The sequence below is a fragment of the Bacillus sp. D48C genome, assembly GCF_053345735.1.
Map to the genome: position 1 here is coordinate 124,339 of NZ_JBKFAQ010000011.1, position 21,263 is coordinate 145,601.

22 protein-coding genes are annotated in these 21,263 nt (G+C 35.7%); 18 read left to right on the forward strand and 4 right to left on the reverse strand.

The annotated features are described in order from the left end of the window. The first annotated feature begins 104 nt into the window (after window positions 1-104). The 5 genes from ACLBXA_RS22920 (at window position 105) to ACLBXA_RS22940 (ending at window position 4,512) form a co-directional block, all read left to right on the forward strand. A complete protein-coding gene (locus ACLBXA_RS22920; protein ID WP_001187093.1) occupies window positions 105-1,535 on the forward strand; it encodes an amino acid permease in 1,431 nt (476 codons plus the stop codon). Then, on the forward strand, window positions 1,510-1,887 hold the full coding sequence (locus ACLBXA_RS22925) for an OsmC family protein (protein WP_000778854.1): 378 nt from the start codon (window positions 1,510-1,512) through the stop codon (window positions 1,885-1,887). The genes ACLBXA_RS22920 and ACLBXA_RS22925 overlap by 26 nt, the downstream gene beginning before the upstream one ends. A 63-nt stretch (window positions 1,888-1,950) precedes the next feature. Next, the gene (locus tag ACLBXA_RS22930; protein WP_447617543.1) at window positions 1,951-2,385 is read left to right on the forward strand and encodes an HIT family protein; all 435 of its coding nucleotides are present in this window, start codon (window positions 1,951-1,953) and stop codon (window positions 2,383-2,385) included. 179 nt (window positions 2,386-2,564) lie between these two features. Then, complete coding sequence (locus ACLBXA_RS22935) at window positions 2,565-3,122, forward strand: RNA polymerase sigma factor (protein ID WP_000869275.1); 558 nt, start codon at window positions 2,565-2,567, stop codon at window positions 3,120-3,122. Next, complete coding sequence (locus tag ACLBXA_RS22940; RefSeq protein ID WP_000185125.1) at window positions 3,088-4,512, forward strand: DUF4367 domain-containing protein; 1,425 nt, start codon at window positions 3,088-3,090, stop codon at window positions 4,510-4,512. The genes ACLBXA_RS22935 and ACLBXA_RS22940 overlap by 35 nt, the downstream gene beginning before the upstream one ends. A gap of 41 nt (window positions 4,513-4,553) precedes the next feature. On the opposite strand, the gene ACLBXA_RS22945 is transcribed toward ACLBXA_RS22940, so the two are convergent. Next, window positions 4,554-5,540 carry a helix-turn-helix transcriptional regulator gene (locus ACLBXA_RS22945; RefSeq protein ID WP_114365429.1) on the reverse strand — a complete coding sequence of 329 codons (987 nt, stop codon included), beginning with the start codon at window positions 5,538-5,540 and terminating at the stop codon, window positions 4,554-4,556. A gap of 75 nt (window positions 5,541-5,615) precedes the next feature. Between ACLBXA_RS22945 and ACLBXA_RS22950 the strand changes: the two genes are divergently transcribed. Next, window positions 5,616-6,137 carry a dihydrofolate reductase family protein gene (locus ACLBXA_RS22950; RefSeq protein WP_000085772.1) on the forward strand — a complete coding sequence of 174 codons (522 nt, stop codon included), beginning with the start codon at window positions 5,616-5,618 and terminating at the stop codon, window positions 6,135-6,137. A gap of 165 nt (window positions 6,138-6,302) precedes the next feature. On the opposite strand, the gene ACLBXA_RS22955 is transcribed toward ACLBXA_RS22950, so the two are convergent. Beyond that, window positions 6,303-7,694 (reverse strand): sensor histidine kinase, encoded by a 1,392-nt coding sequence (locus tag ACLBXA_RS22955; RefSeq protein WP_000822549.1) that lies wholly within the window; start codon window positions 7,692-7,694, stop codon window positions 6,303-6,305. A gap of 11 nt (window positions 7,695-7,705) precedes the next feature. Next, window positions 7,706-8,383 carry a response regulator transcription factor gene (locus ACLBXA_RS22960; RefSeq protein WP_000565487.1) on the reverse strand — a complete coding sequence of 226 codons (678 nt, stop codon included), beginning with the start codon at window positions 8,381-8,383 and terminating at the stop codon, window positions 7,706-7,708. Between the two features lie 175 nt (window positions 8,384-8,558). Between ACLBXA_RS22960 and ACLBXA_RS22965 the strand changes: the two genes are divergently transcribed. The 6 genes from ACLBXA_RS22965 (at window position 8,559) to ACLBXA_RS22990 (ending at window position 13,519) form a co-directional block, all read left to right on the forward strand. Next, entirely contained in the window at window positions 8,559-9,806 is a 1,248-nt protein-coding gene (locus ACLBXA_RS22965) for a hypothetical protein (protein WP_000738865.1), read from the forward strand. Between the two features lie 133 nt (window positions 9,807-9,939). Further along, window positions 9,940-10,470, forward strand: a complete 531-nt coding sequence (locus ACLBXA_RS22970) for a DUF4352 domain-containing protein (RefSeq protein WP_447617544.1) — start codon at window positions 9,940-9,942, stop codon at window positions 10,468-10,470. 12 nt (window positions 10,471-10,482) lie between these two features. After that, entirely contained in the window at window positions 10,483-10,827 is a 345-nt protein-coding gene (locus ACLBXA_RS22975) for a DUF4064 domain-containing protein (RefSeq protein WP_000831286.1), read from the forward strand. Window positions 10,828-11,260: 433 nt separating this feature from the next. After that, window positions 11,261-12,712, forward strand: coding sequence for a SulP family inorganic anion transporter (locus ACLBXA_RS22980; protein ID WP_447617545.1), 1,452 nt, complete (start codon window positions 11,261-11,263; stop codon window positions 12,710-12,712). Between the two features lie 65 nt (window positions 12,713-12,777). After that, a complete protein-coding gene (locus ACLBXA_RS22985) occupies window positions 12,778-13,200 on the forward strand; it encodes a universal stress protein (protein WP_000277998.1) in 423 nt (140 codons plus the stop codon). A gap of 202 nt (window positions 13,201-13,402) precedes the next feature. Next, window positions 13,403-13,519, forward strand: a complete 117-nt coding sequence (locus ACLBXA_RS22990; RefSeq protein ID WP_000834733.1) for a DUF4027 family protein — start codon at window positions 13,403-13,405, stop codon at window positions 13,517-13,519. Between the two features lie 118 nt (window positions 13,520-13,637). On the opposite strand, the gene glpT is transcribed toward ACLBXA_RS22990, so the two are convergent. Then, window positions 13,638-14,987, reverse strand: a complete 1,350-nt coding sequence (gene glpT / locus ACLBXA_RS22995; protein ID WP_000466386.1) for a glycerol-3-phosphate transporter — start codon at window positions 14,985-14,987, stop codon at window positions 13,638-13,640. A 269-nt stretch (window positions 14,988-15,256) separates the two neighbouring features. On the opposite strand from glpT, the gene ACLBXA_RS23000 reads away from it, so the two are divergent. The 6 genes from ACLBXA_RS23000 to rbsA all read left to right on the forward strand — a co-directional run bounded on the left by ACLBXA_RS23000 (window position 15,257) and on the right by rbsA (window position 21,262). Continuing rightward, the gene (locus ACLBXA_RS23000; protein ID WP_001132366.1) at window positions 15,257-15,715 is read left to right on the forward strand and encodes a MarR family winged helix-turn-helix transcriptional regulator; all 459 of its coding nucleotides are present in this window, start codon (window positions 15,257-15,259) and stop codon (window positions 15,713-15,715) included. Between the two features lie 19 nt (window positions 15,716-15,734). Continuing rightward, window positions 15,735-17,348 carry an MDR family MFS transporter gene (locus ACLBXA_RS23005; protein ID WP_000437648.1) on the forward strand — a complete coding sequence of 538 codons (1,614 nt, stop codon included), beginning with the start codon at window positions 15,735-15,737 and terminating at the stop codon, window positions 17,346-17,348. A gap of 137 nt (window positions 17,349-17,485) precedes the next feature. After that, the gene (gene rbsR / locus ACLBXA_RS23010) at window positions 17,486-18,457 is read left to right on the forward strand and encodes a ribose operon transcriptional repressor RbsR (protein ID WP_000104047.1); all 972 of its coding nucleotides are present in this window, start codon (window positions 17,486-17,488) and stop codon (window positions 18,455-18,457) included. A 13-nt stretch (window positions 18,458-18,470) separates the two neighbouring features. Continuing rightward, window positions 18,471-19,367, forward strand: coding sequence for a ribokinase (gene rbsK, locus ACLBXA_RS23015; RefSeq protein WP_001132865.1), 897 nt, complete (start codon window positions 18,471-18,473; stop codon window positions 19,365-19,367). Further along, the gene (gene rbsD, locus ACLBXA_RS23020) at window positions 19,364-19,759 is read left to right on the forward strand and encodes a D-ribose pyranase (RefSeq protein ID WP_000716151.1); all 396 of its coding nucleotides are present in this window, start codon (window positions 19,364-19,366) and stop codon (window positions 19,757-19,759) included. The genes rbsK and rbsD overlap by 4 nt, the downstream gene beginning before the upstream one ends. A gap of 18 nt (window positions 19,760-19,777) precedes the next feature. After that, the gene (gene rbsA, locus ACLBXA_RS23025) at window positions 19,778-21,262 is read left to right on the forward strand and encodes a ribose ABC transporter ATP-binding protein RbsA (protein ID WP_002162933.1); all 1,485 of its coding nucleotides are present in this window, start codon (window positions 19,778-19,780) and stop codon (window positions 21,260-21,262) included. Window position 21,263: the final 1 nt, after the last annotated feature.

Genomic DNA, 21,263 nt, shown 5'->3' on the forward strand with positions numbered 1-21,263 from the left:
GAAAAGTTTTAATTTTATATAGAAAATGTAATCGCTTTCGTGTATATTTTTATTATCAGAAAATTTTAACAAGATATAGGGGTATTTGTAGGGGGAGGATTTAGATGCAGCAACCAACGAATGAGAAATTACATCGTACGATGAAGAGTAGACATTTATTTATGATCGCACTTGGTGGTGTAATTGGAACTGGTTTTTTCTTAGGTTCGGGTTACACCATTAATCAGGCTGGACCAGGGGGGGCCATCCTTTCATATTTAGTAGGCGGATTTATTATGTATTTAACAATGCTTTGTCTTGGAGAGTTAACGGTAGCAATGCCGGTTTCGGGATCTTTCCAAAAGTATGCAACGAAGTTTATTGGACCAGGAACAGGCTTTATGATTGGTTGGTTATACTGGCTCGGCTGGGCAGTAACAGTGGGTCTAGAATTAACGTCAATAGGTTTAATGATGAAAAGATGGTTTCCAAATGTTGATGTTTGGGTATGGTGCCTTGTATTCGGCGTTATTCTATATGCGTCAAATGCTATCTCAGCGAAAAGCTACGCTGAATTAGAATTTTGGTTTTCTAGTATTAAAGTAATTACAATCCTTGCATTTGTTGTTCTTGGTGGTAGTGCATTATTAGGATTTATATCATATGACGGAAAAGAAGCAGCACCTCTTTTCTCTAACTTTGTAAGCGATGGTGGACTTTTCCCGAATGGACTAGCTGCCGTATTACTTACAATGATTACAGTTAACTTCTCGTTCCAAGGAACAGAGTTAATCGGGATTGCAGCGGGAGAAAGTGAAAATCCAGAAAAAACAATTCCACGTGCGATCCGTAATACAGTATGGCGCATTATGTTATTCTTCATTTTAACAATGACAATTTTAGTAGGATTAATTTCTTGGAAGGAAGCAGGCGTAATTGAAAGTCCATTCGTAGTTGTATTTGATAAAATCGGTATTCCATATGCAGCTGATATTATGAACTTTGTTATTATTACTGCGTTATTATCTGTAGCGAACTCTGGATTATATGCAGCGACACGTATATTATGGTCACTTGCAAATGAAGGAATGGCACCAACTTCTTTCAAGAAAGTAAATAAACGTGGTATTCCAATTACAGCGCTAGTCGTAACGATTGCGGTAGCTGGATTATCCCTATTCACAAGTTTCCTTGCAGAAGATACAGTATACATGTACTTATTATCGATAGCTGGTTTATCGGCTGTTTCAAGTTGGATCATTATTGCTCTATCGCAACTTCGCTTTAGAAGTCAGTATATAAAAGGCGGAGGAAAGTTAGAGGACTTAAAGTATAGAACACCACTATATCCGATTGTTCCAATTTTAGCTTTAATTACAAATAGCATCGTTGTTATTAGTTTAGCGTTTATTCCTGAACAAAGAATGGCGTTATACTGCGGTATTCCATTTATCATTTTCTGCTATATATATTATTATTATATGAGTAAGAAACAGCAGAAACCGATGAAAGTGGAGATGGACAAAACAAATGAAACTAACAATCAAACACGATGATATAAAGGCAGATTTATCGTACGCTCAATTAGCGATTGGAAAAGAAAACGGGTATTCACCGTTACAATTACTCGTTTCTTCTATCGCAGGATGTAGTGCAATTGTCTTTCGAACAATTTTAGAAAAGAAACGTATTACATACGATACGTTTACGATCGAAACTGAAATTGGTAGAAGTGAAGCTTTATCCAAACCAGTTGAAAGTGTTCATTTGCAATATAAAATTAAAGCGGAAAACATTACAGAAGAGCAGTTGGACAAAGCATTGCAGCTTGCAGTGAAAAATTGTACGATTGTTCAATCTGTAAAAGATAGTATAAAGGTTACGGAAACAATTGAACTAATAAAATGAAACATAAAAACGTGAGAGCCGTATTCTCACGTTTTTATGTTTTTAGAAAGAGGGGAAAGTGTAGTGGACTGTTTAGGTTGTAAATTAGCAAACGAAGAGGAAAAAATATATAAAGTATATGAAGATGATTATGTAACTTGCTTTTTAGATCATGCGCCTTTCTACCCAGGATATACTTTAATTGTGCCAAAGCAACATGTTGTAGAAGTAGAAGAATTAGATGACGTTGTAGCAAGATCAATTATGGATGCTTCTAAGCTGATTGCAAAAGCGATTAAGGCATTATATAAACCAGATGGAATTACAGTTTGTCAAAATGGTGGAGTATTTAACGAGTTAACACATTACCATATGCATGTCGTACCAAGATATAAAGAGCGTTCGTTTGCTGAGTTTTATACGGTGCAACCGGAGGAAAAGAAGAATCATAACTTTGAAGAGACAAAGAATTTGTTAAAAGAAGCGATAGAGCAAATACTGCATATTGAAAAGGTGTAAAAGAATTTTTCTTAGAGATACAGTCAGGAAAATTCTAATATTAAAAAGCCCAATTTCTCAGTTACAATAGAGAAATTGGGCTTTTGTTTATTCTATTATTAAATTTTATCTATAAAAAGATTTTGCAGTGTCACAAAGTACAGTGCTCATTCGTTATATAGAGTGAGAGGAGGAATTATATGAAAGTTACAAATAACGATTATGAAAAGATGGAAGAGCTATACGAGTTGTACGAACAAAAAATTTATTATGTAGCGTATTCTATTTTAAATAATATTCAACAGGCTGAAGATGCGGTTCAAGAGACGTTTATTACTCTTTATAAGAACTTGGAAAAGCTCCATAGCTTGAGCACTGAAGAGCTTAAACGCTATATTTTGAGGATCGCGAAAAACAAGGCGATTGATAGTTACCGGAAAAATAAACGACATGAAACATTTTTAGAAGAATATGAAAGAGAATCAATAGAAGCAGTAGATGAAAATATTGAAGAGTGGGAAAAACGTAAAATGTCTGAGGTTCAAATTGATACATTGCTAAAAGAGTTAAATGAATCTAACAGACAGGTGTTTAAGTACAAAGTCTTCTATAACTTAACGTATCAAGAAATTTCAAGTGTAATGGGGATTACGGAGGCTAATGTCCGCAAGCAGTTTGAACGCGCTCGAAAACGAGTCCAAAATATGATAGGAGGTATACAACATGACGAATTCAAAGAACTCCAAAGAAATATATGAACTTGCTGAAAAAATTGCTTTAGATGATTTTGATAAATCCGAAGAACAACATGAATTTTCACATACATATACGCGCAAAAAGAAACTGTTTATGGAGGAAATGAAGCTGAAGGACGAGCGACCACAGAAAAAGAGTAAAAGACATCGTATGTTAATCGCTGCTGCCTGCTTATTGATTGGTATGCCGACAACCGTTTTTGGTGCAGTAAAAGTCTATAATATGATTGTTCAAAAACAAAATTATGAAGTAAATGTGTCGGTAACAAATAAGGACACGAAAAAGGCTGATAAGTGGTATAAGCTGAAAATTGATAAATTACCAGAAAATATGGAAGCAATTGATGACTCTGCTATGAAATATTCATTTAAAGATAACGACGCAAATGGAGGCTTTTCATTTAGTCTTTGGAGAGTAGGGGAAAATGCGGACTTTCAAACTTTATATTCAAAAAGCTACGAAGAAAAAGAGATAGGTGGCAAGAAAGCAGTAATTGTTCATAAAGAAACTGGAAACAACAATGTAATGTTTGATAGGAAGGTCTTTCTCTTTTTTGAGAAAGAAGGGATTATGTTAGAAAGTTTTATTGGATCAGATATAAATGAAGAACAAATGATAGATGTCTTAGGGAATATTTCACTTGAGCCCACGTCAAAAGAAAAGGCATCACATATATCAAATTATGATAAAAAGTATTTTAGCCAAGCAGATGAACCTAAAAAATCTAAAGTGATTCCTTTGAAAAAAGATAGCAAACGACTATTTCATATAGGGCAAAAGGTTCCAGTAACGATATCTATGGATAACAGCCAAATTGAATATGTGATAGAAAAAGTTGAAGTTTTTGATTCGATTAAAGATTTTAAACAAGAGAACTTTAATGAACTTGGCCTAGGGATATTAAGCAAGAAGAAGGCTTTAGATCAGACGGGAAAACTGCTATCGTACAGACGGGATGTATATAAATTAGGGAATGGTAAAGATTCAATTGATACATTAGTAGATTCGCAATTAGTTAATGTTAAATTTGTCTACTTGACAACAACAGTGAGAAATATTGGTAAACAGGCGACAGAAGAAATCTATATGCATCCATCCATAAAGCAGCTTAAATTTGAAGGGAATGCATGGAAATACGCTAAAGAAGAGGGAATGGATGCAACGCGTATTATGACGGGAGAAGTTGATTATTTAGAGCCTCACGGAGATGGGAAAAGCTTCTACAATATTGGCAGTATCCTACCTGGCCAAACGATGAAAGTTAATTTAGGTTATTTTGTGGATGAGGATAAACTAGATTCAATTTTCCTTGATGCTTTCCGTTACAGTGGTTTTAGTGGAACTGAGAATATGAATTCGAAAAATCGTTGGTGGTTTGACATTCGTCAATAATAAAACAATAGGAACAACGGGACGAAAAAAGCTGCTTATATTTAGCAGCTTTTTTCGTCTTCATACATATGTAAAACTTCTTTCGCACGCATAAGTAAACCATCTATCAATTCTTTCGGTTCTAAAATTCGTGCATCTTTTCCAAGTCTATAAAATAAAGGGGTAATAAAGTTGATTTCGCCTTTATCAATTGTTGAATGTATATATCCTGTCCCGTCTTCGTTTATTACCACGAATTCTTCAAGGTAAGGAACACTTTTACATTGGCGCACGCCTTCTGTCGTTAGTAAAACATGTAATTGGGTAGGAATGTGCACTACGTTAGAGCTAGAGGTAAACCATTCTTCTAAATTCATGAACGTACTTTCATTTTTTTCTGTTGATAATATAGAAAGAATACGATCAACACGATACAGTAATACTTTTTTTCTCCTGAAGTCATAGGATGGTAAGTACCATAGCCCATCATGAGCGTATACACCGATAGGATGAACATGTTTTGTTTTTATCCCCGATTTAGATTCGTATTGAAAGTGTAAATTTTTATTTTCAATAGCCGCACTTAACACTGCGTTTAATAGAGGTGTATCAATTGTTCTCTTCGGATTCCAAAAAGCGATATAAGAACGTATTTTATTAACTTTCACTTTCGCATCATGTTGTAGAGAGCTATACAGTTTATGCGTAACGGAATTGATTTCTGTGTTAAAAGGTAAGTCTCGATAGTAACTTAAAGATTGAAAAGCAAAAAAGATGGATACCGCTTCTTCTTCAGTAAATAAAATAGGGGGAATGACTTTATTCGTTAATACTTTATATCCTCCATTACGACCTTGTTCTGCATAAATAGGTAATCCCATATCACTTAAATCTAAAATGTATCTGTGGACAGTACGAACGGAAATATTAAATTCATCAGCTATTTCTTGAGCTGTAAATGCTTTTTTTGCAGAAGCAAATATAAGAATATCTAATAAGCGTTTAGCTTTTGACAAATGTATCACCTTTTTTCTTTTTAAACATGACATAAATTGTCGTGTTTTATTGTTAGTATATTGTTTACAGCATAATGTTATCAAGATGAGATGTAAGGAGGAAAAAATATGTCACGTGAAATAGTTTTATTTATAGCCGCTAGCTTGGATGGATATATTGCGAAAGAAGATGATGATTTACAGTGGTTAATGGAAACCGAAGGAGAGGGAGATAACGGTTATACAGAAATGTACGAAACGATTGATACAATAATTATGGGAAAAAGAACGTACGATTATGTAGTAGAGCATATGGAAACATTCCCGTATTTAGATAAAAAATGTTATGTTTTTTCTAACTCACAAAAAGGTTCAAATGAACACGTGGATTTTGTAAATGAAGAGGTAGTGGAGTTTACGAAAAGGTTGAAAGAGCAAGAAGGATCTAAAATATGGATGGTCGGTGGAGGGAGTCTACTGAGAGAGTTCTTTAAGAATAATTTAATTGATGAATATGTTGTTACAATTACACCGCATATATTAGGTTCTGGAGTTCCGTTATTTCAAGACAAGAATCCAGAAATTAATTTAACTTTAACGGATACGAAACGTTTTGGGCAATTTGTAAATTTATATTATAAAGTAAAATGATAAAGTGAAACTTTAATCAGTGGGGGTTTTGTTCATCTCCCACTGATTATTAGTTGAACCAATCGGGCTTTTACGGGCAGTTGATCCCCCACCTAACTTCTTTGCTTCCGCTGAATTTTGATGTAGGGGTCTTACTGCCCGTTAATGCGGGATAAAAAAACACGACTATTGATGATAGTCGTGTTTCTTTATGGATGGTAATGAAACTATAAAGCAAGACCCGTAATCGACTTCGCTCGTTACAGTAATATTTCCGCCGTGTAGTTCTACAATTTCCTTCACGATAGAGAGTCCTAAACCAGTTCCGCCTGTAGATCGTGATCTTGCTTTATCGACACGGTAAAAGCGGTCAAAAATGTGAGGGAGGTCTTCAGGTGGAATACCTTCGCCTTCATCTTCAATTGTAATGGAGATACGTTTATGTTCGTCTGTAATAGAAATGTTTATATGAGAATGTTCTTTTGAATGTCTATAAGCGTTATTTAAAATGTTCACTATCACTTGTTCGAATCGCTGTTCATCTAAGTTTACTAGCAATGTAGGAGAACAAGAGAAAGAAACTTTAATGTATCTTTCTTTATACATGGCGTTTACTTTTTCAGCTATGCGAGTAAGGAAGGTGTGTAAATGCACTTCCTTTACTTGAATAGAAAAGCTATGTTGTTCTATTTGTGCAAGTGAAAATAAATCTTGAACTAAGTTTGTAATGTAATCAGACTCGTCTTTTATAATTGATAAATATCGCAAACGTTGTTCAGGAGGGGTGCTTTCTTTTAAAGCAATGTCAGCATAACCTCGTACGTATGTTAACGGTGTTCGTAATTCGTGAGCAACACTTGCTAGAAATTCACTTCGCTCTGTTTTCATATAATGTAAATCATTTGCGAGCGTTTGAATAGATGATGCTAGTTCACCAATTTCATCATTTCGAGTAGTCGTTAATGAAACGGACAAATCGCCTTTACTCATTTTTTCAGTTGCATGTTTCATGTGTAACAATGGCTTTGTTAATAAACGTGATAATAGGAAAATTGTGATGACTGTGAGTAGAAACGTGATGGCACCAGCAATAATGAATTGTTTCGTTAATCCATTAACCAACTTTTCAATTGATTCTGTTCCAAGAAACATGTACACATAGCCTTCATGTTTTCCATCGACTACAATAGGGCTAACTGTACATATATAATTAGATGTTTTCCAATGATTTTCTATAATCGCTCCATTATGGTCTGTTCGAGTTTGCATTTTACTAATATGATCGTTTATAGTCGTGTTTATTTCGTTAGATTTAGCTAGTATTTCTTTATTTGTATTTGTAATAACGACAGTTGTTTCAGCTTCAGATTCCATTAGTGCTACGTGAGAGATTGTTTGCTTATCATAATATTTTTCAAGTACATCACGATGACTGTTTCCACGTTTTAATAAAGCAGTCATTTCTTCATTTACTCTAGTGTTTACGAGACTATAATAGAGCAATACAAATAGAACACTTTCAATTAAAAGTGTGACAATTAAAAAATAAAATCCGAATTGAATAGAGATTCGTTTCATCACTTTGCTCCTTAATGTTCGGTATCAATCCATCGATAACCTACTCCATACACGGTTTTTAAATGATGATCAATAGGGAAATTTGCTTTTCGCAATTTATCACGCAAATTACGAATATGTGAATCGACTGTGCGATCTTCTGTATTTGTGTTTAATCCCCAAATTCGTTCAATGAGCTGATCACGGCTTAATACATAATTCACATGGCGTAAAAATAACCCGAGTAAAGAGAATTCGATCGGTGTGAGAAGAAGTTCTTCATTATGTACAGAAGCGAAGTGTTTTGTTTCATCCCATACAATACCGTGATATTGGATTTGTTTATGTTCATTTGTACGTCTTAAAACGGCTTCGATTCTTGCGAAAAGTTCTTCTTCATGGAAAGGTTTCGTTACGTAATCATCCGCTCCGAGTTTTAATCCTTGGATGACATCTACTGTTTGATCACGAGCGGTAACCATAATAATAGGAACGTTACTAAATGAACGGATTCTTTTGCACGTTTCCCATCCGTCCATCTTTGGCATCATAATATCGAGTAAAACAAATTTAAAGTTTCGATTTTCTATATGTAAAATAGCTTCTTCTCCGGAAGTCGCACATACGCAGTTATATCCAATTGGAGTAAGATAAAGCGTTAATAATTCAAGCATTCTCGGTTCATCGTCTACGAGCAGTATATCAATCATAGAGAGCCCTCCATATTTATAATCGTTACTTAAAGTGTAATGCAAAATCATGAAGAAATGGTGCAGATTATGATGTGTCTGCATAATTTCTTCAGAATTGCTTGTTATTGTGGAGTTGAAATTACATTTTAGGTAATCATATTGGCTCAAAAATGATTAATACGGAGGCGGTATAGTGAAAAAAATGACCCGAATTTTTGGGATAACAATAATTACAGCAGTTGGTCTTGCTGCATGTGGGCAAACGAATACAGACCATAAAAATCATGAATCTACAAAAGAGAAGAAAACAGAGCAAAAGGAAATGAAAATGAATCAGGAAGTAACCGCGCCAAAAGAAATGAACGAAGGGGCATCGAATGATTTATTAACGACAAGTCTAAAAAATGTAACGAGGTTAAATACAAATGACCCCCTAAAAATGGCAGTGTTAACTTCGCAAACGATATGGCCAGCAACCCATAAAGAGAACCAGCCAGGTGCTGTTATTTTAGTACCAGCAAGCGAGTGGCAATTAGGTATTGCGAGTGCAGACCTTATTCATCATCCGAATAACGGGCCGATTTTATTTATAGAAAAAGAAAAGATACCGGAAATGACGTTAAAAGAAATAAAACGATTAAATCCAATCGGAACGAAAGATGGAACACAAATTATGGTGATGGGAGATGTAGGTACTAGCGCGCTTGAACAATTGAAAGGTTATAAAGTAAAACAAATAAAAGAAACGGACCCAGCTATATTTGCGAAGGATGTTGATAAGGAGTATGCCGATATAACAGGAAGCTACCCAAATAGTGTTATTATCGGTTCGTCTGCAGAAGAAGGACGTTTATATACAACACCCGCTGTAAATTGGATTTCTCATATGCCGGAACCACTACTCTATACAGAAAAGAATAAAGTGCCAGAAGCGACAATAGAGGCATTAAAAATGAGAAAAGATAAAGCAAATATATATGTATTAGGGCCAGAAAAAATTGTTTCAAAAGAAGTAGAAAAAGAGTTAAGCAAATACGGGAAAGTAACGCGTATTAGTGGAGAGACCCCTACAGAAAACTCGATTGCGTTCGCTAAATTTAAAGATGAAAAAACAAAATTTGGCTGGGGATTCACAAAACCTGGTCACGGTTTATCATTTGTTTCAAGCAAAACACCAGATTTAGCAGTTGCTGGAGCACCTTTTTCACATATGGGTAAACACGCACCTGTTGTCTTGTTAGAAGAAGGGAAAGCTTCACAACCAGTGTATGACTTCCTTGCTACTATTCAGCCGAAGTTTAAAGATGATCCAACACTTGGACCATATAATCATGGCTTCTTATTAGGAAGTACGAGTGATATTTCATTTGAAACACAAGGAATACTAGATGAGAGGTTAGAAATTGTTCAGGAAAGTGGTCAAGGACACGGTGGACATTAATAAAATGAGAAAAGACGCTACTGATATAGCGTCTTTTTTTATTTCCCTCGACAAAATATGACAAAAAAGTTGTAACTGTTTCTGTTATGATAGTTTCGGAAATCTTACATTTTACATAATCGGAGGAAAAGAAATGTATAAAAAATTGGGTACTATCGCTTTAACAGGTGCACTTGCTTTTAGTTTAGCTGCTTGTGGTGAAACTGAAGTTAAAGAAGTGAGTAAAAACGATGCTCCTAAACAGGCTGAAAAGAAAGATAAAAAGGAAAAAGCTGAAAGCAAGATTTATAAAATTGGAGATACGGTAGAAGTTAATGGCCTACAACTTACTTTCAGTTCAGCTAAATTCGTTGAGCCTAACGAATACGTAAAAGCTGAAAAAGGGAAAGTACTAGAAATCGCTTTTAATGCTAAAAATAATGGCAAAAAAGATATATATTTTGGAACTTCTGAATTAAAAATTGCTGATACTAACGGCAACCAATTCAAAGAGTACTTTGGTGGGGAAAATACGTTTATAAACGAAAATATTGCGCCAGGTAACCAAATTACAAACAAAATGTTATTTGATGTACCAGAAGGCGATAAGTTTGTTGGTACATTTAAACCTACATTTACATTTAACGAGAAATCAGTGAAATTTGAATTTGAAGTTGCTAAATAAGGAGAGATTAAGATGAAAAGAACAGCTGAATTTGTATTAGGTCTTATTGGAGGTATTTTTGGTATTATTTGTGCATTTGTTGCTTTATTAATCGGCGGTATGGGAGCTGCTTTTGAAGCTGATGGAGCAAATACTGTTATTGGCTTAGGTTGGGGAGCTGTGGCTCTATCAATCTTAGGAATTGTTGGATCTGTTATGGTAAGAAGTAAAGCGAAGGTTGGCGGTATTATGATGACTGTGGCTGCTATCGGTGGATTTATTTGTATTTCTATAATTTACTTATTACCAGGCGTATTATTATTAATCGGTGGATTAATGGGCATATTCCGTAAGGATAAAGCAACTGTATCTGCATAAAATGAGCACTCGAAAGAGTGCTTTTACTAATTTCATTAAATTAGCATAAACTCCTCTAATCCTAAACCTCATATATGAAGTGGAAATATCCATAGAAATGTAAATGAATTCCTTGAGTAGCTAATATCTTGATCCTTGGACTACTCAATTAAATGAGCTGAATTACATGTGCATTTTTCATCCATCCAAACAAAGTTCTCTTCATTTGACATACGGTAGAATCCGAAATCGTTGTACGTTAAATCAACAATAGGTGATAGTATATTTAAAGTCTTCCTGATATTCTAGGAAAAGAAGCTACGAAGGTAACATCTTTTTTAGGAAACTTTTACATAGCAAAAAATCTTCTACTCGTTATATAATAGCTTTCGTGCAGTCGGCTAGATTTTCTTATGGAGAAAATCAAATTATAAAGGAGTAGAGGAGTGGTATTTTGTTTCAAACGATAAAAAATGACTGGTTTTCTAATGTGAGAGGGGACGTGTTATCAGGAATTGTCGTTGCTTTAGCATTAATCCCTGAAGCGATAGCCTTCTCTGTTATTGCAGGCGTGGATCCGACAGTTGGACTATACGCAGCCTTTTGTATTGCGGTTACCATTTCATTTGTTGGCGGAAGAACTGGAATGATTTCAGCTGCAACAGGTGCAATGGCATTATTAATGGTAACGCTTGTTAAAGATCATGGTTTGCAATATTTATTTGCTACAACAATATTAACAGGTATCGTCCAAATTATTTTTGGCGTGTTCAAACTGAGCTCATTTATGAAGTTTGTTCCGAAATCTGTTATGAGTGGTTTTTTAAATTCACTTGGAATTTTAGTTTTTACAGCGCAATTACCGCATTTTAAAAATGCAACTTGGCAAATGTATGCACTCGTTGTATTAGGACTTGCAATTATATATGTATTTCCACGTATTACAACGGCTGTACCTTCTACGCTTATTTCAATTATTATTGTGACGAGTATTGCACTTATGAGCGGATTACAGTTGAAAACAGTAGGGGATATGGGAAGCCTACCGAAAGAATTACCGTTCTTTAGTATTCCTGATGTGCCATTTACATTAGAAACATTAGGGATTATTTTACCTTATGCAGTTATGCTTGCAATCATTGGTTTACTAGAGTCTTTATTAACAGCTTCAGTTTTAGATGATATGACGCATACAGAAAGTAATAAGCATAAAGAGGCACGCGGACAAGGGATCGCAAACATCGTTGCTGGATTTTTCGGAGGAATGGCAGGATGTGCAATGATCGGTCAATCTGTTATTAATATTAAATCAGGTGGACGAGGTCGCCTATCAACATTTGTAGCGGGCGGATTTTTAATCGTATTACTATTCGTTTTAGGGAATTATGTCGTTCATATTCCGATGGCAGCTTTAGTTGCGGTTATGATTATGGTTTCAATCGGAACGTTTGATTGGAACTCTGTAACAACGATTCATAAAGTACCAAAAGGAAACGCATTTGTTATGATTGTAACAGTTGTGATTGTCTTAATTACACATAATTTAGCATTAGGTGTAATTATCGGAACAGTAATTAGTGCGGTGTTATTTGCATTCAATATGGCAAAGATTCACGTGAAACATTTATATATTGAAAATAAGAAAATATACGAAATTCACGGTCAACTTTTCTTTGCATCTACAGCCGATTTCATAAATAATTTTTCATTTAATGAAGATGTAAAAGAAATTGAAATGAATTTTACTCATGCGCACGTATGGGATGATTCAGCAGTGGCATCAATTGATAAAGTTATCATGAAGTATGAGCAAAGTGGTGTGAAAGTAAGTATAACAGGATTAAATGAACGTAGCTCAAAACTTGTTGCAAATTTGGCTACTTATAATAAAAGAATTGCTAGTTAAAAGCCTCCTTTTTAGGGGGCTTTATTATATAATACGAGTAGGATAACGAAAAGGGGATTCAGCATATGTACAAACAAATTATATTAGCATGTGACGGTTCTGAACATGCACTTCGAGCAGCGGAACATGCAACATATATTGCGAAATGTAGCGAAGAAACAAATGTTGAAGTTGTGTACGTAGTAGATAATAGAACGGCAAAATCAGATATTATACAAGGTCAAACAGACTTAGAAACAATATCAGCTAGTCGAAAAGATAAATTAAAAGAGATTGAAGGTCTATTAAAGAAAGAGAACATTTCTTATACAATTACGATATTACATGGTGATCCTGGAGATACAATTGTTCAATATGTAAATACAGGAGATATAGATCTTGTTATCGCTGGAAGCAGAGGGCTAAATACACTGCAAGAAATGGTGCTTGGTAGTGTCAGTCATAAAATAGCAAAACGAGTGAAATGTCCGGTGATGATTATAAAATAAAATAGAATGTAATGAAGACCTTAGTATAACTGAGGTCTTTTTTATGTATAAATAACTCTTATTTGTGGAAATACTAGATATATAAGTTGAAAAGATGTTAACTTACAAATTTGTAAGTTAGTTGTTAGAGAAATCGATGTTATGAAATTTTTCCCATTGGTAAAATAAAAGTATCACAGGGGAGATAGGGAGGATGGAAGCAATGAAATCATTTCAAAATTTGTCATATAGTCAAGGGGTAAGCTTAATTTGTCTAGGGGGATTTGCTGCATCTGTTACGTTAGCTGTTTTAATAAAGGTGTTTCATCAAATTTTTTAATATTAGAGTAGGGAAGGAATTGGTTGTTATCATTAGTAGGAACAGCAATGAAAATAAAAAATAGCTCTTAGCATGTATGTAGATGCTAAGAGCTATTTTTATGATTTTTATATGTTATTTAAGCTTGTTTTGATTTTACTGACCCTGTATTTAAAGTAAGGGCAAGGAAGAACATTGCAAGTATGCAAGATGCAAGTAATAAGATGAATCCGCCATCCCACCCGAATGCATCTACGATAAAGCCCATAGCGGCACTAGCGAAAGCAGCTCCGCCTAAGTAACCGAAGAATCCAGTTAAGCCTGCTGCAGTTCCAGCAGCTTTCTTTGGTGCTAAGTCAAGAGCGTGTAGACCAATTAACATAACCGGTCCGTAAATTAAAAATCCAATTGCGACAAGAGCGATACTATCAACCATTGGATTACCAGGAGGATTTAACCAGTAAACAAGAACTGCGATAAATACACCAATCATAAATAAAATACCAGCAGGTGCACGACGTCCTTTAAATAGTTTATCACTCATCCATCCGCAAAGAAGTGTACCTGGAATACCAGCCCATTCATATAGAGCGTAAGCAGTACGTGAGCTACTATGAGTAAAGCTTTTTTCTTCTACTAAATAAGTAGGAGCCCAGTCTACAACGCCGTAACGTACGAAATACACGAAAACGTTCGCAATAGCGATGTACCATAAAAATTTATTGTTTAGTACGTATTTAAATAAAATTTCCTTTGCCGAAAGTTCGCGTTCGCGATCTTTTATTTTCTCATCTGGTGGATATTCTCCAGTATGCTCTTCAATAGAAGGTAGTCCACAAGATTGAGGTGTATCTTTCATTGTAATTAGTACATAAATACCAACTAAAATTGAAAGAATACCTGGGAAGTAAAAAATACTATGCCAGTCATTTGCAAAGAAGTATAAGCCTAATGTTACAAGAGACGGCATCAGCGCGCCGCCGACATTATGAGCGACGTTCCAAATAGACATTTTTGTACCACGTTCGCTAATAGAGAACCAGTGAACCATCGTACGACCACAAGGAGGCCATCCCATGCCTTGTACCCATCCATTTAAAAACTGAAGTACAAACATAAGTATAATGCTCGTTGTAATGAAAGAAAATGAGCCGAAAATAATATTAATGATACCTGATAAAAATAGCCCAGCTGCTAAAAAGTAGCGAGGATTACAACGGTCGGATACGATACCCATAAGAAATTTACTTAATCCGTAAGCGATAGATACTGCTGAAAGGATAACCCCAAGTTCCCCTTTACTAAATCCTTGCTCGATTAAGTATGGCATTGCTAGTGAAAAGTTTTTTCGAACAAAGTAGTAACCTGCATAACCAATGAAGATACCTAAGAATACTTGTAAACGTAATTTACGGTATTCGCTATCAACGCGATCAGCTGGTAAGCGTTCCGCGTGGGGCGCAGGTTTAAATAATTGTGTGAAAAACATAAAATGAAAATCCTCCCCTAATTAATTCGAAGCGTTTTAAGACAGAGAATATAAAAAGGCCATGAAATATAAAAAAGTTTCCTTTTTTATGATTCATAGCCGTGTACTCCGTTTCTCCGTGACTGTCAATATTAACTTCGTCGAAAATTATACAACTTTGTGACAAAAATGTAAACGTTTTTATGAATAAAAGTATTGACGGATTTTGTTCGTGGGATTAATATTTAAATACGTTAAATATTTTATTGTTTAAATAAGAGGTGGATAACATGCCAAATGATATGACGCATATCGATAAAATTCAAGCTCTAGCCTTTTCGATTGGAAAGAAAATGCAGACGGAGTTATTAGAACAAATGCAAGCAACAGGACTTACACCACCGCAGTTTTATATTTTAAAGATTCTAGATCATTATGGGGCTTCAAGAGCGACAACATTAGCAAAAAAGATGTACGTGAAGCCTAGCGCAATTACAGTGATGATTGATCGTCTAATCGATCAAGAACTTGTAGAACGCTATCACGACAAAGATGACCGTCGTGTTGTCATCATCGAGTTAACGAAAAAGGGGAAATCTAGAGTAGAAGAGGCAATGACAGCTCGCAACGAGCATATTGCAAAATACTTTTCACATTTAGAGTTGCAAGAAAGAGAAGATTTATTACGTCTCTTTGAGAAGTTAGAAACCATTATTTGCGGGACACAAGAGAAAAAAGAGAATAACTAAGAGGAATTGAGGAGATTACATGGAACAACAAGAAAATCAAAATAGAAAGTTGTTGTTAATCGGTTTAGTAATCGCGATGCTATTTGCTGCATTAGATGGAACAATTGTTGGTACAGCAATGCCACGTATCGTCGGTGACCTAGGCGGATTAAGTTTAATGACATGGTTAACAACAGCATATATGTTAACATCAACGACAGTTGTACCAATTGCAGGTAAGTTAGCGGATTTACTTGGTCGTCGTAACGTATATATAACAGGGCTAGTTATTTTCATGATTGGTTCGGCGTTATGTGGTATGGCAAATGGTATGACAGAATTAATTATTTTCCGTGGTATTCAAGGTCTTGGTGGCGGTATTATGATGCCAATGGCTATGATTATTATTGGAGATATGTTCACGGGAAAAGAACGTGCGAAATGGCAAGGTATTTTTGGTGCGTTATACGGTCTTGCTTCTGTAATTGGACCACAAGTTGGTGGGTGGATTGTAGATGCAGTGAACTGGAGATGGGTATTCTACATTAACTTACCGGTTGGTATTTTAGCAACAATCTTTATTGCAATGGGATTAAAATCACATAAACAAACAGGACCAATTAAAATTGATATCGCTGGAATCTTTACGATGATTCTAGGTGTTGTAAGTTTATTACTTGCGCTAACGTTTGGCGGAAAAGATTATGCATGGGACTCTTGGCAAATTATCGGTTTATTTGCACTAGCTGTAATTGGTATCGTTAGCTTTGTTATTGTTGAAACGAAAGCTGAAGAGCCGATTTTACCAATGCATTTCTTTAAAAATCGCACATTTACAATACTGAATGCGATTGGATTCTTTATGAGTATTGGAATGTTCGGCGCGATTATGTTCGTACCATTCTTCATGCAAGGTATTGTAGGAGTAAGTGCTGCTGAATCAGGAACAATTATGACTCCAATGATGATTACAATGATTGTAATGAGTATTATCGGTGGGCAACTTGTATTAAAAGTTGGTGTAAAACCACAAATTATCGCAGGTATGCTTATTATGGCGGGTGGTTTCTGGTTATTAACAACGATGGATATGCACACAACGAAGCTTACAGCTACTTCTTATATGATGGTTATCGGTTTAGGAATGGGTCTTGTAATGCCGACATTAACATTAGCGTTACAAGAAAGCTTCCCGAAAAAAGACCTTGGTGTCGTAACGTCATCAAGTCAGTTCTTCCGTCAAATTGGTGGAACATTTGGTATTACAATTTTAGGATCAATTATGAATAACACTTCAGGTACAACGTTAACAAATAAATTAGTACCTGTATTAGATACATTCCCGAAAGAAGCGGGACAAATGGTAACGAAATTTAAAGATATGATTCACACAGATCCACAAGGTTTATATTCGATGCTATTTAGCCCAGAGGCATTAAAACAAATGCCAGAAGCGTTCGCTAACAGCATTGTACCTATTTTGAAAAACTCTTTAGTAGACTCGCTTCATACTGTATTCTTAACAGGATTAGTATTTATCGTAGTAGGTGCCATCTTTACGATTTTCTTACAAAAAATTAAATTATCAGATCGTAAAAAAGATGCTAAAGAGCCTGCTGTAGAAGAAAAAGAAAAAACTGTATCATACTCGTAATGAAGAAGCATCGCCTTATGGCGGTGCTTTTTTGAGTATAACCTTAAAAGCTTTTTAGTGAGAAATGATTGACGTATTTTTAGAAATACGTTATATTATTTTCTGTAAACGGTTACATGAAATGAGGAGAAAAGAGAATGAGTACGATTAAAGACGTTGCGAAATTAGCGGGAGTATCTGTTGCGACCGTTTCCAGAGTTTTAAATAAAAATGGATATGTTCACGAAGATACATTAAAAAAGGTAGAGCGTGCAATTGAGATGTTAGATTATAAGCCTAGTACAGTAGCGCGTTCACTGTATAATAAAAAGTCTCGTTTAATTGGCTTAGTTGTTCCAAATATCGTGAATCCGTTCTTTCCAGAAGTTGCACGTGCCGTAGAAGATGTAGCACATAAACAAGGTTACACAGTTGTCCTTTGTAACTCTGATGAAAGTTTAGAAAAAGAGAAACAATACATTGATGTACTTAGACAAAATAATGTAGATGGATTTATTGTAGCAACGAATCCACAAAATAGTGTTAATTACATGAATTTATCTGTCCCGGTTGTTGCGATTGACCGTATGTTTAATGAGCGTATTCCTACTGTATATGCAGATAACTATGCAGGAAGTCAGGCTGCGACAAAGTTGTTACTAGATAAAGGATGTAAACATATTGCACATATTCGCGGTCCACGTGATGTGAGTACTGCAAATGAACGTTTTGAAGGTTTTGTAGACGTTATTACGCAAAATAATCTTTCGTATATGATTGCAGAGAGTACGTTTGATCCAGCAAATAGTGAGCGTGTAGCGATGGAATTATTAGAAGAATACCCGCATATTGATGGTATTGTTGCTGGGAATGATTTAATTGCGATTGGTATTGTAAAGGCTGCACTTCAAAAGGGGATTGCCATTCCAGATGATTTACAAATTATTGGATTTGATGGAATTTCTTTAACAGAAATGATGTATCCATCTATTACAACAGTTGCACAACCGATATATGAAATGGGGAAAATTGCAACAGAGTTGTTGTTAGAGCAAATGGAAGGAAATACATTAGAAGAGAAACACTATCGTTTGCCGATTGAAATTATAGAACGAAATACAACGAAGTAAGGAGATGAAACAGATGCCAAATATTGCAGTAGTAGGAAGCATTTCAATGGACTTAGTGGCTGTTTCAAAAAAACGGCCGAAAGCAGGAGAAACAGTAATTGGTGAAGCGTTTCATACAATCCCAGGAGGGAAAGGGGCAAACCAAGCAGTTGCTGCAGCTAGGTTAGGAGCAAATGTAGCGATGGTTGGAGCGGTAGGAAATGATGATTATGGAACAGTAGTTAGAAAAAATTTAGAGAACGAACGCATTTTTATCGATTATGTGGTACCGGTTACAGATAGAACGACAGGAATTGCTCATATCGTTTTAGCAGAAGAAGATAACAGTATTGTTGTCGTACAAGGGGCAAATGCTCTTGTAAATAAGTCAGTTGTAGATCGCTCCAAAGACCTTCTTGTAAAAGCGGATATGGTTGTTCTTCAACTAGAAATTCCACTTGAAACAGTAAAATATGTATTGGCTATTTGTGAGGAACATAATATTCCTGTTATGTTGAATCCAGCGCCAGCACAAGTTTTATCAGAAGAAATTTTAGAAAAAGCAACTTATATTACGCCAAATGAACATGAGTGCCGCATTGTATTAGATGATTTTACATCACCAATTGAAGATTTATTGGCGAAGTATCCAAATAAATTATTGATGACAGAAGGTTCTAACGGTGTTCGTTTCCATAATGGCACAGAGATTGTACATGTTCCTAGCATTGCTGTTGATGTAGTGGATACAACTGGAGCTGGTGATACATTTAATGGTGCGTTAGCAGTTGCACTTTCTGAAGGAGAGACACTTCAAAAAGCAATTCGTTTCGCGAATATTGCCGGTGGTCTTTCTGTAACGAAACTTGGAGCACAGGGCGGTATGCCAACGAGAGATCGAGTACGTGAAGTGCAGGTGATTGTTGGATGAAAAAGCATGGTGTATTAAACAGTGAAATCGCGGCAGTCCTTGCTTCACTTGGGCATACAGATACGGTTGTAATTGCTGATTGCGGGTTACCGATTCCGGATGGAGTAAAACGAATTGATTTAGCTGTTGAGATTGGAAAACCGAGTTTTTTAGAGGTGTTACAAGTTGTAGCTGATGATATGGCAATCGAAAAAGTGACGTTAGCAGAAGAAGTCATTATAAATAATGCGGAAGTAAATAAAGAGATCGAGCAAAAATTAATAGAGCCAGCATTTGAGTATGTATCTCATGAACAATTTAAAGAGCATACAAAGAAAGCGAAGGCGATTATTCGTACAGGCGAGGCTACGCCTTATGCAAATGTAATTTTACATGCAGGCGTGATTTTTTAATAAAGGGAAGTGATGGGAATGCATATTGAAATGAAAAACATTTCAAAGGCGTTCAATGGCAATCCTGTTTTGAAGAATGCACAGTTTATGATTGAAACAGGAGAAGTCCATGCATTGATGGGGGAAAATGGAGCGGGTAAATCAACGCTCATGAAGATTTTAACAGGTGTATACAAAAAAGATGATGGGACAATCACGATTGATGGGCAAGAGCGCACCTTTAAAAATGCGAAAGAAGCTGAAGAGTACGGCATCGCATTTATACATCAAGAACTAAACATATTGCCGAATTTAACAGTAGCTGAAAATATGTTTCTTGGTAAAGAGTTAATGTATGGGAAAACAGGTATTTTACGCACTCGACAAATGAACGCGATTGCGCAGCAGCAACTAGCAGAGCTAGGATTGCATGTAAGAGGTGCTATGTTAGCAGAGGAACTATCGGTTGGACAACAGCAAATTATCGAAATTGCGAAAGCGTTAATGACAAACGCGAGCGTTATTATTATGGATGAACCTACTGCGGCACTGACGGATCGTGAAATCGAAACGCTCTTTATAGTAATCAATAAGTTACGTAAAGAAGGTGTTTCATTCGTGTACATTTCGCATCGTATGGAAGAGATTTTCTCGATATGTGATGCCATTACGATTTTGCGTGATGGAGAATACGTTGGAAAGAGATTAATTCCAGAAACATCATTTGATGAAGTAGTGAGTATGATGGTGGGGCGCAGCATTGGTGAACGTTACCCAGAGCGAAATAGTCAAATTGGTGATGTCATTTTTGAAATGCGTAACGGAACGAAGAAAGGGAAATTTGAAAATGTTTCGTTTCAAGTAAGGAAAGGTGAAATCCTTGGTGTAGCTGGTTTAATGGGAGCTGGTCGCACTGATATTATGAAAGCGATATTTGGTTATGAACCTTTAGATTCTGGACAAATTTTTATAAATGGACAAGAAGTAAAGATTGATAGTCCGATAGATGCAATTAGACAAAGAATTGCTTTCATTACAGAAGATAGAAAGTCTGAAGGATTAGTGTTAGATTTTTCAATTCGAGAAAATTTAGCTTTACCGAATTTAGAAAGTCTTTCAAAGGGAAGTGTTCTAAGCAACGAGCTAGAACAACAGTTTACAGAGGATATGATGAAGCTTCTTAATGTGAAAGCATCTAGCGGAGAGCAGGCAGTGAAATCTCTTTCTGGTGGAAATCAGCAAAAGATTGTAATCGCAAAATGGCTAGGCATTCATCCGCAATTACTCATTTTAGATGAGCCAACAAGAGGTGTCGATGTTGGAGCGAAAAAAGAAATTTACTCTATCATGAATAAGCTTACTGAGCAAGGCGATGCCGTTATTATGGTATCATCTGAGCTTCCGGAAGTTTTAGGAATGAGTGATCGAGTTCTTGTTATTCATGAAGGAAAAGTCGGCGGCATTTTAGGGAAAGATGAGGCATCACAAGAGTCTATTATGGCACTAGCTACAGGGGGAGAGTAAG

What these genes read in the sequence shown, in the direction of transcription:
- ACLBXA_RS22920 (WP_001187093.1), top strand. Translation starts at nt 105, where the DNA reads ATGCAGCAACCAACGAATGAGAAATTACATCGTACGATGAAGAGTAGA.
- ACLBXA_RS22925 (WP_000778854.1), top strand. Translation starts at nt 1,510, where the DNA reads ATGAAACTAACAATCAAACACGATGATATAAAGGCAGATTTATCGTAC.
- ACLBXA_RS22935 (WP_000869275.1), top strand. Translation starts at nt 2,565, where the DNA reads ATGAAAGTTACAAATAACGATTATGAAAAGATGGAAGAGCTATACGAG.
- ACLBXA_RS22940 (WP_000185125.1), top strand. Translation starts at nt 3,088, where the DNA reads ATGACGAATTCAAAGAACTCCAAAGAAATATATGAACTTGCTGAAAAA.
- ACLBXA_RS22945 (WP_114365429.1), bottom strand. Translation starts at nt 5,540, where the DNA reads ATGTCATGTTTAAAAAGAAAAAAGGTGATACATTTGTCAAAAGCTAAA.
- ACLBXA_RS22950 (WP_000085772.1), top strand. Translation starts at nt 5,616, where the DNA reads ATGTCACGTGAAATAGTTTTATTTATAGCCGCTAGCTTGGATGGATAT.
- ACLBXA_RS22955 (WP_000822549.1), bottom strand. Translation starts at nt 7,694, where the DNA reads ATGAAACGAATCTCTATTCAATTCGGATTTTATTTTTTAATTGTCACA.
- ACLBXA_RS22960 (WP_000565487.1), bottom strand. Translation starts at nt 8,383, where the DNA reads ATGATTGATATACTGCTCGTAGACGATGAACCGAGAATGCTTGAATTA.
- ACLBXA_RS22970 (WP_447617544.1), top strand. Translation starts at nt 9,940, where the DNA reads ATGTATAAAAAATTGGGTACTATCGCTTTAACAGGTGCACTTGCTTTT.
- ACLBXA_RS22975 (WP_000831286.1), top strand. Translation starts at nt 10,483, where the DNA reads ATGAAAAGAACAGCTGAATTTGTATTAGGTCTTATTGGAGGTATTTTT.
- ACLBXA_RS22985 (WP_000277998.1), top strand. Translation starts at nt 12,778, where the DNA reads ATGTACAAACAAATTATATTAGCATGTGACGGTTCTGAACATGCACTT.
- ACLBXA_RS22990 (WP_000834733.1), top strand. Translation starts at nt 13,403, where the DNA reads ATGAAATCATTTCAAAATTTGTCATATAGTCAAGGGGTAAGCTTAATT.
- glpT (WP_000466386.1), bottom strand. Translation starts at nt 14,987, where the DNA reads ATGTTTTTCACACAATTATTTAAACCTGCGCCCCACGCGGAACGCTTA.
- ACLBXA_RS23000 (WP_001132366.1), top strand. Translation starts at nt 15,257, where the DNA reads ATGCCAAATGATATGACGCATATCGATAAAATTCAAGCTCTAGCCTTT.
- ACLBXA_RS23005 (WP_000437648.1), top strand. Translation starts at nt 15,735, where the DNA reads ATGGAACAACAAGAAAATCAAAATAGAAAGTTGTTGTTAATCGGTTTA.
- rbsR (WP_000104047.1), top strand. Translation starts at nt 17,486, where the DNA reads ATGAGTACGATTAAAGACGTTGCGAAATTAGCGGGAGTATCTGTTGCG.
- rbsK (WP_001132865.1), top strand. Translation starts at nt 18,471, where the DNA reads ATGCCAAATATTGCAGTAGTAGGAAGCATTTCAATGGACTTAGTGGCT.
- rbsD (WP_000716151.1), top strand. Translation starts at nt 19,364, where the DNA reads ATGAAAAAGCATGGTGTATTAAACAGTGAAATCGCGGCAGTCCTTGCT.
- rbsA (WP_002162933.1), top strand. Translation starts at nt 19,778, where the DNA reads ATGCATATTGAAATGAAAAACATTTCAAAGGCGTTCAATGGCAATCCT.